Genomic DNA, 10770 nt, shown 5'->3' with positions numbered 1-10770 from the left:
CCCTGGAGGGTCGCCTCCCCCGCCGCCGAGGCAGCGGGCCCGGCGACCCTCCAGGGACACGGGGGGACGCTCGCCGTGGCGGCCGCCCGGGCGCACGGCGTCCGGGCGATGTTCACCCTCTCCGGGGCGCACGTGTTCCCGCTCTACGACGGGGCGGTCAAGGCCGAGCCGCCGATGCCGCTCGTCGACGTCCGGCACGAGCAGACCGCGGTCTTCGCCGCCGAGGCGACCGCCAAGCTCACCCGGACCCCCGGCCTGGCGGTCCTCACCGCGGGGCCGGGCGTGACGAACGGCGTGAGCGCCGTGACGACCGCCCACTTCAACGGCTCGCCGCTGCTCGTCATCGGCGGCCGGGCGCCCGCGTACCGCTGGGGCACCGGAAGCCTCCAGGAGCTCGACCACCCGCCGCTCCTCGCCCCCGTGACGAAGCGGTCCGCGACGATCGGCGCGACCGACGCGATCGCCGCGGAGGTGGACGCCGCCCTCACGCTCGCGACGAGTCCGCACCGCGGCCCGGTCTTCCTCGACGTCGCGATGGACGTCGTGTTCGGCGGTGCGGACGTGCCCGTCCCGGCCGCCCCCGAGCGGGTCCGGGTCGCCCCCGACACCGACGCCCTCGACCGGGCCGCCGCAGCCCTCGCGGCCGCCCGCCGTCCGCTGCTCGTGCTCGGCTCGGACGTCTGGTCGGACGGCGCCGAGGACGCCGCGGTGGCGCTCGCGACCGAGCTCGGGCTGCCGGTCGTCCCCAACGGGATGGGCCGCGGGATCCTGCCGCCGTCCGACCCGCACCTGGTGACCCGGGCGCGCGGCGCGGCCTTCGGCGGCGCGGACGTCGTCGTCGTGGCCGGCACCCCGCTGGACTTCCGGCTCGGCTACGGGCAGTTCGGCGGCAAGGACGGCGCGCCGCTCGCGCAGGTCGTGCACCTCGCGGACGACGTCTCCGGCCTCGCGCAGCACGTGGACCTCGCCGCCGGAGTGAGCGGCGACCTCACGCTCGTGCTCGACGGCCTGCGCGAGCGGGTCGCCCGCACCGGCCCGCACCCCGACGTCGCCGCCTGGACGACCGGCCTGCGCGCCCGGCACGAGGCGGCCCTCGCGAAGGACGCCGTGGAGCTCACCGCCGAGAGCGACCCGATCCACCCGGCCCGGATCTACGGCGACCTCGTCCCGCTCCTCGCCGACGACGCGGTCGTCATCGGGGACGGCGGCGACTTCGTCTCGTTCGCCGGCAAGTACGTCGAGCCCGCCCGCCCCGGCGGCTGGCTCGACCCCGGACCCTACGGCTGCCTCGGCACCGGGCTCGGCTACGCGGTCGCGGCCCGGCTCGCGCGGCCGTCGGCACAGGTGGCGCTCATGCTCGGCGACGGCGCGGCCGGCTTCTCGCTCATGGACGTCGACACGCTCGTGCGGCACCACCTGCCGGTCGTCATGGTCGTCGGGAACAACGGCATGTGGGGCCTGGAGAAGCACCCGATGCAGATGATGTTCGGCTACGACGTCGCCGCCGAGCTGCTCCCGCAGACCCGGTACGACGAGGTCGTCCGCGCACTCGGCGGGGCCGGCGAGCTCGTGACCCGGCCCGCCGACCTCCGGGCGGCACTGCAGCGCGGGTTCGACTCCGGGGTCCCCTACCTGGTCAACGTCGTGACGGACCCGGCCGTCGCCTACCCACGGAACACGACCGGCATCTGACAGTCACCGTGTGTTTCCCGCGCGTTGCACTGAGGTGTCACGGACATCACTCACCCGGACAGGTGACCCATCTCGCCCGTCGGATCATCGGGTTGTAGGATGAATTCCATGGAACCGATCATCATCATCTCCGTCCTGCTCCTCGTCTCCGTCCTCTCCCCGTTCTTCGGCACCGACACCCGGACCGTCGAGCTGGAGAAGCGTCGCTGGGGCGTCCTGCGCTGACCTGCGCCGACCTCGGCGTGAACCTGCGCCGGAACCCGCGCAGCACCCGCACCACCTGAGCGACCCGTGGCGCACCGCGGCTGCCAGGCGTCGTATGGTCCCGCCATGGACCGCACCGCCGGCACCGCGGACGCCACGACCGCCCTCACGACCGTCATGACCACCCCCGACGGCCTGACCGTCCGCCCCGCCCGGGCCGACGAGCTCGAGGCCGCCGGGCTCGCCGTCCGCGACGCCTACGCGGCGGACGGCTTCGCCGCCGAGGGCGGCTACCTCGAGACCCTGGCGGACGCCCGGTCCCGGGCCCGGGACGCGACCGTCGCGGTCGCCGTCGCGGCGGACGGCACGGTGCTCGGCAGCGTCACCTTCGCCCTCCCCGGCAGCCGATGGGCCGAGCTCTCCCGGCCGGGCGAGGCCGAGTTCCGCGCCCTCGGGGTCGCCCCGCACGCCCGCGGCCGCGGCGTGGGCCTCGCGCTCACGCAGTGGTGCCTCGCCGAGGCCGGCCGGGTGAGCGCCACCCGGCTCGTCCTGTGCAGCCTGGACCGGATGCACGCGGCGCACCGGCTCTACGGCCGGCTCGGCTTCACCCGCCGGCCCGACCTCGACTGGGCCCCCGAGCCCGGTGTCGACCTGCTCGCCTTCTCCCGCGACCTCTGACGCCCGGTCCCGACGCACCGGTCCGACACACACCCGCCCGGGGCACGCCGGGGGCCGTCACCGCCCGTTAGCCTTCGGTGTGACGTCCGTGAGCGACGGACGCCCGGCCGTCCGGCCGGCGGTGCGCAGGGGTGCGGGGGTGGGCGATGGCGATGTTCCGGCGGCGTCCGGCCGCCCGGGTCGGCGACGACCTGCCCGACCCCACGTTCTCCTTCCTCACCGTCGGCGAGGCGGCCCGGCTGCGTGCCCTGACCCGCGAGGCGTTCGCGCGGCACGGCCTCGAGGTCGACGTCCACGCCGACCACCTGCGCTCGGACGACGGCGCCGGGTACGGCCTGCACAACCTCTTCGCGCTGTGCCACAACGCGCGCAAGGGCGAGCGGGAGTGGCCCTCCATCGTCGGCGACCACGTCGCCCGGATGATCCGGGCCCGGCAGGGGCCGGAGCTCACGGAGCTGCCGCCCGAGGAGATCCTCGAGCACGTGTACATCCGGGTCGTCGCGGCGACGTCCCTGCCGGACCTGTCGGGCTTCGGCTACCGGCGCGAGGTCGTCGGGGACCTCGTCGAGCTGCTCGCGTTCGACACCCCGGACGCCGTCGTCCTCATGCCCGACGAGGTCGTCTCCCGGGTCGGCGTCGACGACCTGCGCGCGGCCGGCGTCCACAACCTGCTCACCGAGCCGTTCGGCGGCATCGAGTGGCTCGAGTCCGGCGACGTCCGGTTCGGGGTCGTCGCGGGCGAGTCCGTGCACACCGCGAGCCGGATCCTCACCGTCGACGACGTCCTGCGCCGGGTGCACGGCGAGCCCGACGCCCCGCACGGCACGCTGCTCGCGATCCCCTACCGGCACCAGCTCGCCTTCCACGTCGTGCGCGACGCGAGCGTGCTGCCGACGGTCGAGGCGATGGTGCGGTTCGCGATCGCCGGGTACGACGACGGCGTCGGGAGCATCTCGCCGCACCTGTACTACCGGGCGGCGTCCGGGGCGCTCCAGCAGCTCACGGTGCACGGCGAGGAGGGCGAGGTCTCGGTGCACGTCGAGGGCGCCTTCGCCGACGCCATCGAGGCGGTCATGCCCGAGGGGCCACCGCTCGACGACTGACGGCCCGACCGGCTCCCCCGGCCGCCGGCCCTGACCGACGGACGCAGGTCCTCAGCCCTCGTAGTCGTGCTCGACGACCCCGGCGGGCCGGTCGTAGTAGTCACCTGCCTCGGCGCACCACCACGCCTTGGCGGTGCGCAGCCCGGTCGGCCCGTCGAGGGTCCCGGCGGCGATGACGAGCTTGTCCGGCTGCGCCGACGTCCGCCAGAAGAGCGTGGACCCGCACGTGCCGCAGAACCCGTACTCCACCCCGGGCGCGGGCTCGTACCAGCGCAGCGTCCCGTCCGCGGTGAGGACGACGTCCGCCGGCGCGGCCGCGGTCGCGGCCATGTGGTGGCCGGTGATCCGCCGGCAGCGCGGGCAGTGGCAGTCCCAGACGTCGCGCAGCGGCCCGGTGACCTCGTAGCCGACCCCGCCGCAGTCGCAGCCGCCGCGGGCCCGCGGCCCCGCGCTCATCCCGCGTGCCCGAACGTGCGGCGGTACCGCGACGGCGGCGTCCCGCGCAGCCGGGTGAAGTGGTGCCGCAGCATCGTCGCGGAGCCGAAGCCGCAGCGCCGGGCGACCTCCTCGACGGCGAGGTCGCCGGTCTCGAGGAGCTCCTCGGCGAGCGCCACCCGGCGGGCCAGCAGCCAGGCGTGCGGCGTCGTCCCGGTCTCGTCGCGGAAGCGCCGGGCGAAGGTCCGCCCGGACATCGCCGCGCGGCGGGCCAGCACGGTGACCGACAGGTCCTCGTCGAGGTGCGCCACGGCCCAGTCGAGCACGGGCGCGAGCGTGCGCGCCTCGACGTCCCGCACCGGGCTCTCCACGTACTGCGCCTGGCCGCCGTCCCGCTGCGGCGGCACGACCATCCGGCGCGCCACGGTGTTCGCGGCCGCCGCCCCGAAGGCGCTGCGGACGATGTGCAGGCACAGGTCGATCCCGGCCGCCGTCCCGGCGCTGGAGGCGACCGGGCCGTCCTCGACGAACAGGACGTCGGGCACGAGGTCGACCTCCGGGAACGTCTCCTGGAACTCCTTCTCGTAGCGCCAGTGCGTCGTCGCGCGGCGACCGTCGAGCAGACCGGCCCGGGCGAGCACGAAGGCGCCCGAGCACAGGCTGACGACCCGGCCGCCGCGGGCGATGACGCCCTCGAGGGCGGCGACGAGGTCCGGCCCCGGTCGGTACCCGGTGCCGCAGGCCGGGACGACGACGAGGTCGGCCGTCGCGAGCCGGTCGAGACGGTGGTCGGCGACGACGCCCAGCCCCGCGTCGCCGCGGACGACGCCGGCCCGCGGGGACGCGATCGCGAAGTCCACCGCCGGCACGCCGACGTCGCTGCGATCGATGCCGAAGACCTCGCACGCGACGGCGAGCTCGAAGGGCGAGACGCCGTCGTCGACGACGGCCACGACGTCCGTCAGGGGGTACCGGCCGCAGACGGCCTGGTCGCAGGCGATGGACACCCGGCCATCATGCGCCGGGACTGGCCGGATGTCTACGAGAAGTGACTTTCCTGCCACTGGTGGCAGGGTTTCTCTGCACGCAGACTTTCTGCCATGACACCTCTTCTGATCCTCGCCCTCGTCGTCACCCTCGCGCTCCTCGCGCCGCTGCTCGGCACCGACAGCCGCGACCTCGCCGGCCGCGGCAACCGCGGCGACCACCCGCTCTCCCCCGACCCGCGCTCCCCGGGCCCGCTCTCCCCGGGCGGAACGGCCGTCACCGGCGGCCGGGCCCGGCACCTGCGCCGGCACCGGCCGCGGTTCTGAGCCGGGCGACGGCTCAGGCCTCGGGCAGCCGCCCGACGAACCGCTCGACGTCGACGACCACCCGGGTCACCTCACCGGTGCCGACGAGCCGGCCCGCCCGGTCGGTCGCGGCGACCCGGAACCGCAGCAGCCGCCCGTCCTGGGCGACGAGCTCGGCGGTCACCTCGACCCGGCCGCCGACCGGGGTCGCGAGCAGGTGCTCCAGGCTCACCCGGGTGCCGACGCTCGTGAGGCCGTCCGTGACCGGGCCGGCCGCGACCGCGCACGTGGCGGCCTCGCACCACGCGAGCAGCCGCGGGGTGCCGAGCACCTCGACGATCCCGCTGCCCAGCGCGAGCGCCGTGTCGGCGGCCGTGACGTCGAACACGAGGCGTGCGGTCGGGGGTGCTGCGTCGTCCGGCATGGCCCGAGCCTACGGACCGCAGCCGCCCCTGCACGTCAGGCGACGAGACCGATCCGGCGCAGCTCGACGGACAGGTCGTGCGGATGGCTGGACGCCGCCATCGCGTCGTCGACGGTGACGACCCCGTCGCGGACGAGTGCGACGAGGTGCTGGTCGAAGGACTGCATGCCGTAGTAGCCGCCCTCGGCGACCAGCGCCCCGATCGTGCCGGTCTTGTCCGGGTCGACGATCGCGTCGGCGATCCGGCCGGTGCTCACGCAGACCTCGGCGGTGACGCACCGCCCGAGCCCGTCGGCACGCTGCACGAGACGCTGGCAGACGATGCCCTTGAGGGCACCGGCGAGCGAGATGCGCACCTGCTTCTGCTCGTGCGGCGGGAAGAAGTCGATGATGCGGGTGACCGTCTCCTGGGCGTCCGTCGTGTGCAGCGTCGACATGACGAAGTGCCCGGTCTCGGCCGCGGCGATGGCCGCCTTGACGGTCTCCTGGTCGCGCATCTCGCCGACGAGGATGACGTCCGGGTCCTGCCGCATCGCGGCGCGCAGCGCGGTGGCGAAGTCCTCGGTGTCGACCCTGACCTCGCGCTGGTTGACCATGCCCATCTGGTCCTCGTGGAGGATCTCGATGGGGTCCTCGATCGTCACGATGTGGACCTCGCGCGTGGCGTTGACGAGGTTGACCATGCCCGCGAGCGTCGTCGACTTGCCGGAGCCGGTCGGGCCGGTGACGAGGACGAGCCCGCGCGGCTCGAGGGCGAGCGCGGCGACCGCGGGCGGCAGACCGAGGTTCTCCAGCGGGACGGCGCCCACGGTGACCCGGCGGAAGACGAGGCCGGCGGTCCCCCGGGCCCGGAACGCGTTGACCCGGAACCGGCCCAGCCCGGCGATCGAGTACGCGAAGTCGGCCTCGTGGGTGCGGGAGAACTCCTCGGCGAGGTCGGCGCGCATGACCTCGCGGACCATCGCCTCGGTGTCCTCCGGGGTGAGCACGGGGGCCTGGAGCTTGCGGAGCCGGCCGTCGATCCGGACCCGTGGCGGCGAGCCGACCTTGCAGTGCAGGTCGGACCCGAAGAGCTCGACGAGCGCGCGCAGGTACGGCTCGACGGTCGCGGAAGACGTCAGGGGGTCCACGTCCGTGGTGTCGGCCCCGGCGGTCCCCTCCTTGAGCGCCGCACCGTGAAGGACGTCGACCCGGTGTGGGACGATGAGCCCGTGCGCCGTCGCGCACGAACCACACCTCGAGGAGTTCCGATGAGCAAGCGCGCCCGTAAGCGCCGCGCCCGCAAGGGCAACTCCAGCAACCACGGCAACAAGCCGAACTGCTGACCCGGCGGTCGACGCCGTCCCGCACGGGACCGAGAAGGGCCCCGGCCGTCGGCCGGGGCCCTTCGTCGTGCGTGCCAGGTGATGCGGCGGGCGGGCTGGTCAGCCGAGCTCGAGCCGCACCTCGGTGATCCGGACCATGATCTTCGCGCGGAGCTCCTCCGGGGCGCTCTCGCAGGCGCAGCTGCGGCGCACGAGGGCCTTGAGGGCGACGTCGAGGTCGTACTCCGACAGGCACGGCGAGCACTCGACGAGGTGCTGGCGGATCTTGTCGATGTCGTGGTCGGTCATCTCGCCGTCGAGGTACTCGTAGACGCGGTCGAGAACCTCTCGGCAGTCCGTGTCGTGGGGGTTGCCGCAGCTCATTCCGCACCGCCCTCAGTGCCGTCCGCGCCGGTGCCGCTCGAGGCGGCGACGAGCCCGCGCTCACGCGCGTAGTCCTCGAGAAGAGCCCTCAGCTGCCGCCTCCCGCGGTGCAGCCGGGACATGACGGTGCCGATCGGGGTGCCCATGATCTCCGCGATCTCGCGGTAGGCGAAGCCCTCGACGTCCGCGAGGTAGACCGCGATGCGGAACTCCTCGGGGATCTGCTGCAGAGCGGTCTTCACGTCCGAGTCGGGCAGGTGGTCGAGCGCCTCGGCCTCGGCCGAGCGCAGCCCGGACGACGTGTGCGACTCGGCGCGCGCGATCTGCCAGTCCTCGATGTCGTCGGACTGGGCCTGCTGCGGCTCACGCTGCTTCTTGCGGTACGTGTTGATGTACGAGTTCGTGAGGATGCGGTAGAGCCACGCCTTGAGGTTCGTGCCCGGCTCGTACTGGTGGAACGAGGCGAAGGCCTTCGTGAAGGCCTCCTGCACGAGGTCCTCGGCGTCGGAGGGGTTGCGCGTCATCCGCAGGGCCGCCGAGTAGAGCTGGTCGAGGTACTGCAACGCGTCGCGCTCGAAGCGCGCAGCACGCTGCTCGGTGGTCTCCGTCGCCGGGGCGCGGCCCGTGTCCTCGCTCATCACCCGTGAGCCTATCGGCCGCGGCCGACGCTCACCTTCCCAGGACGGTGTGAGACCCGGACCCAGCAGACCGCCCGGTGCGAGATCGTCGACGGCTGTCAGCAGCAGCACGCGCGAGGCCACCTTCTCGTCGTGGGGCGCCTCGCGGCGCCACCTGCCCTGACGACCCTCCCGGCCGCCGCCGCGCACCTGCAGCGCGGCTCGCCGGTTCAGAACACCGACCCGGCCGGGGGCATTCCTGGCACCCCGGGCGGCCCGCGGGTCAGCCGGAGAACGTGGCGATGACCACCCGGACGGCGGCCGCGACGGCGCCGTCCGCACCGGCCGACGCCTTGAGGCCGTGGTCGCCGTCGACCGCGGTCACGAGGACGCCCTCGAGCCCCAGGGCCTCGACCTCCGCCGGGCCGCCGAACGGGTCCCTGCGGCCCTGGACGACGTGCACCGGCACGCCCGCTCCCGCCAGCTCGTCGGCGCGGGTCTTCTCGGGGCGGCCGGGCGGGTGCAGCGGGAACGCCAGGCAGAGGACGCCGTCGGCCCCGGTCGTGACCGCCGTCCGGCAGGCGACCCGGGCCCCGGCGCTGCGACCGCCGACGACGAGCGGCCCGGTGCCCGTGCCGGGGCCGGCGAGCGCGTCGTCCGCGAGCGCCGCGAGGACGGCGAGCCAGCCGGTGTCGAGCCGGGCCGGGGCCGGCGCGACCTTGCCGCCGGCGACCCGCCAGGGCTGCTCGACGAGCACGCACCGCCAGCCGGCGGCCACCGCGACCGCGGCCGTCACCTGCAGGTCCGGCGCGCCGATGCCGCCGCCGGCGCCGTGGCCGAGCACGAGGACGCCGGTCGGCCGGCCCCCGTGCGCCGGGTCGTGGACGGACGCCCGGGCGAGCCCCACCGGGGTCTCGACGTCGACGAGGGCGTCCGGCGTGCGGACGCCGTCGGCCGGGCCGTCAGAAGAGCGGGGCACTGCCGCCCCCGATGAGCTCGCCGGTCGCCGGGTCGACGACGCCCCGCAGGTCCGCGACGGGCACCGCCTCGAGCAGCTCGGGGCCGTTGTTGCCCACCGCGTTGACCCGGGTCGACACCGCCGTCGCGAGGAAGCGGCCGGCGACGGGCGGCTCGACGAGCGCGCGGACGTCGTCCGCGTCCGTGAGCCCCGGGTCGAGCCAGGCGTCCCAGCGGTCCCGCGGCAGCACGAGCGGCATCCGGTCGTGGATGACGTCGAGCCCGGGCTCGGCCGCGGTCGTGACGATCGTGAAGGAGGTGAGCCAGGCGGCCGGGTCGTCGGGGTGGACCGTCGGGTCGCGCCAGAACTCGTAGAGCCCGGCGAACGCGATGGGCCCCTGCGCGACGGGGTGGATGAAGAAGGGCTGCTTGCGCGGCTTGCCCTTGGCGTCGGTCTCGGTCGGGCTCTTCTGCCACTCGTACCAGCCGTCGGCGGGCACGAGGCAGCGCCGGGTGAGGGCGGCCCGCTTGAAGCCCGGCTTGTCGAGGATCGTCTCGACGCGGGCGTTGATCATCCGGTTGCCGACGGAGCGGTCCTTGGCCCAGGACGGCACGAGCCCCCAGGTGAGGAGCCGGAGCCAGCGCACCGGTTCCGCGGCCGCCGTGCCGCCGTCCCCCTGCGCGTCCTGCGCCTGCTCGACGGCGGCGTCCGCGGTGACGTCACCGTCCTCGTCGCTCGCCTCCGCCGCCTGCTCGTCCGCGACCTCGCCCGACGCGCCCTCGACGGGCCGCGGCCTGCGCTCGAGGACGACGGGCACCTGCTTGGTCGGGGCGACGTTGTAGTCGGGCGCCGCGGCGTCCGGGGTCTCGCCCGGCCCCGGCCCCTCGGTCGCGTCGACCTCGAACTCCTCGACGAGGTCCTCGGGACGGCTGCTCGCCGCGTAACGTCCGCACACCCCTCCCAGCCTGCCACGGCACGCGCGGTCCGCCGCGGAACCCGTGCCGATCCGCGGCCCGGAGCAGGACCGAGGTCGCCGATGGGCCGGGCACGCGTGCGCCCGGGGGCGGATGGGGGTAAGCAGGAGTCATGACCGTCGTCCGGCGCCTCGCCCGTCCCCTGCTCGCCGCCTCGTTCGTCTCGAACGGGCTCGACGCCTTCCGGCACCCGGCGCAGCGCGTCGAGGCCGCCCGGCCGCTCGTGGACCGGGTCGCCGAGCCGCTGGGCCTGCCGCGCGACCCGGAGACGTTCGTCCGGGCGAACGGCGCCGCGATGGCCGCCGCGGGCGCCCTCTTCGGGCTCGGCCGGCTGCCCCGCCTCTCCGCCCTCGTCATGGCCGTGACGCTCGCCCCGACCGCCTACGCCCAGCACGCGTTCTGGCAGGAGAAGGACCCGGTGCGCCGCCGCGACCAGCGCCGCGCGCTCGTCCAGGACGTCAGCCTCATCGGCGCCGCGCTCGTGGCGGCCGTCGACACCCAGGGCCGCCCGGGGCTCGCGTGGCGCGGCCGGCACGCGGTCGAGCAGGCCGAGCGGACCGCGAAGCGCGCGTCCCGGGACGCGAAGCGGGCCGGCAAGCAGGCCAAGCGGGCCGCGCAGCTCGAGACCCGGTACGCCGTCCGGACCGCGCGGAGCACCGCGCGCGACGCCGCGGCCTCGGCGAGGTCGGCGCTGCCGGGCTGACC

14 protein-coding genes are annotated in these 10770 nt (G+C 75.3%); 6 read left to right on the top strand and 8 right to left on the bottom strand.

Features of this window, described 5'->3' with window-relative positions:
• The first annotated feature begins 75 nt into the window (after positions 1–75).
• From ECOMGDLI_RS26290 to ECOMGDLI_RS26280, 3 genes are all read left to right on the top strand, one after another.
• Complete coding sequence (locus ECOMGDLI_RS26290) at positions 76–1692, top strand: acetolactate synthase (RefSeq protein WP_088319798.1); 1617 nt, start codon at positions 76–78, stop codon at positions 1690–1692.
• A 330-nt stretch (positions 1693–2022) separates the two neighbouring features.
• Complete coding sequence (locus ECOMGDLI_RS26285) at positions 2023–2574, top strand: GNAT family N-acetyltransferase (protein WP_198955196.1); 552 nt, start codon at positions 2023–2025, stop codon at positions 2572–2574.
• Positions 2575–2720: 146 nt separating this feature from the next.
• Entirely contained in the window at positions 2721–3677 is a 957-nt protein-coding gene (locus tag ECOMGDLI_RS26280; protein ID WP_088319797.1) for a hypothetical protein, read from the top strand.
• A 51-nt stretch (positions 3678–3728) separates the two neighbouring features.
• Here the strand turns inward: ECOMGDLI_RS26280 and ECOMGDLI_RS26275 are convergent, their stop codons facing one another.
• Together ECOMGDLI_RS26275 and ECOMGDLI_RS26270 are read right to left on the bottom strand one after the other, a co-directional pair.
• Positions 3729–4133, bottom strand: coding sequence for a GFA family protein (locus ECOMGDLI_RS26275; protein WP_088319796.1), 405 nt, complete (start codon positions 4131–4133; stop codon positions 3729–3731).
• Positions 4130–5119, bottom strand: coding sequence for a helix-turn-helix domain-containing protein (locus tag ECOMGDLI_RS26270; protein ID WP_233153636.1), 990 nt, complete (start codon positions 5117–5119; stop codon positions 4130–4132). The genes ECOMGDLI_RS26275 and ECOMGDLI_RS26270 overlap by 4 nt, the downstream gene beginning before the upstream one ends.
• A 93-nt stretch (positions 5120–5212) precedes the next feature.
• Here ECOMGDLI_RS26270 and ECOMGDLI_RS26265 point away from each other — a divergent pair, with 93 nt between their 5' ends.
• Entirely contained in the window at positions 5213–5425 is a 213-nt protein-coding gene (locus ECOMGDLI_RS26265) for a hypothetical protein (protein WP_088319795.1), read from the top strand.
• Between the two features lie 13 nt (positions 5426–5438).
• Here the strand turns inward: ECOMGDLI_RS26265 and ECOMGDLI_RS26260 are convergent, their stop codons facing one another.
• A complete protein-coding gene (locus tag ECOMGDLI_RS26260) occupies positions 5439–5828 on the bottom strand; it encodes a thioesterase family protein (protein WP_088319794.1) in 390 nt (129 codons plus the stop codon).
• Between the two features lie 35 nt (positions 5829–5863).
• A complete protein-coding gene (locus ECOMGDLI_RS26255) occupies positions 5864–6958 on the bottom strand; it encodes a type IV pilus twitching motility protein PilT (RefSeq protein ID WP_198955195.1) in 1095 nt (364 codons plus the stop codon).
• 120 nt (positions 6959–7078) lie between these two features.
• On the opposite strand from ECOMGDLI_RS26255, the gene ECOMGDLI_RS37040 reads away from it, so the two are divergent.
• Positions 7079–7153: a 50S ribosomal protein bL37 gene (locus tag ECOMGDLI_RS37040; protein ID WP_369812550.1), complete on the top strand. Its 75-nt coding sequence runs from the start codon at positions 7079–7081 to the stop codon at positions 7151–7153.
• Positions 7154–7252: 99 nt separating this feature from the next.
• On the opposite strand, the gene rsrA is transcribed toward ECOMGDLI_RS37040, so the two are convergent.
• The 4 genes from rsrA to ECOMGDLI_RS26235 all read right to left on the bottom strand — a co-directional run bounded on the left by rsrA (position 7253) and on the right by ECOMGDLI_RS26235 (position 10046).
• Positions 7253–7516, bottom strand: a complete 264-nt coding sequence (gene rsrA / locus ECOMGDLI_RS26250) for a mycothiol system anti-sigma-R factor (protein WP_088319793.1) — start codon at positions 7514–7516, stop codon at positions 7253–7255.
• Positions 7513–8154: a sigma-70 family RNA polymerase sigma factor gene (locus ECOMGDLI_RS26245; protein ID WP_088287575.1), complete on the bottom strand. Its 642-nt coding sequence runs from the start codon at positions 8152–8154 to the stop codon at positions 7513–7515. Before ECOMGDLI_RS26245 ends, rsrA begins: the two co-directional genes overlap by 4 nt.
• A 262-nt stretch (positions 8155–8416) precedes the next feature.
• Complete coding sequence (locus ECOMGDLI_RS26240; RefSeq protein ID WP_198955194.1) at positions 8417–9112, bottom strand: alpha/beta family hydrolase; 696 nt, start codon at positions 9110–9112, stop codon at positions 8417–8419.
• Positions 9096–10046, bottom strand: a complete 951-nt coding sequence (locus tag ECOMGDLI_RS26235) for an SOS response-associated peptidase (protein ID WP_088319792.1) — start codon at positions 10044–10046, stop codon at positions 9096–9098. Before ECOMGDLI_RS26235 ends, ECOMGDLI_RS26240 begins: the two co-directional genes overlap by 17 nt.
• A gap of 131 nt (positions 10047–10177) precedes the next feature.
• Here ECOMGDLI_RS26235 and ECOMGDLI_RS26230 point away from each other — a divergent pair, with 131 nt between their 5' ends.
• Positions 10178–10768, top strand: coding sequence for a DoxX family protein (locus ECOMGDLI_RS26230; RefSeq protein ID WP_088319791.1), 591 nt, complete (start codon positions 10178–10180; stop codon positions 10766–10768).
• Positions 10769–10770: the final 2 nt, after the last annotated feature.

The sequence above is a fragment of the Kineosporia sp. R_H_3 genome (assembly GCF_002198675.1).
GTDB lineage: Bacteria > Actinomycetota > Actinomycetes > Actinomycetales > Kineosporiaceae > R-H-3.
Note: the sequence above shows the minus strand (reverse complement) of the source record. Positions and strands in the feature narration are given on the sequence as shown.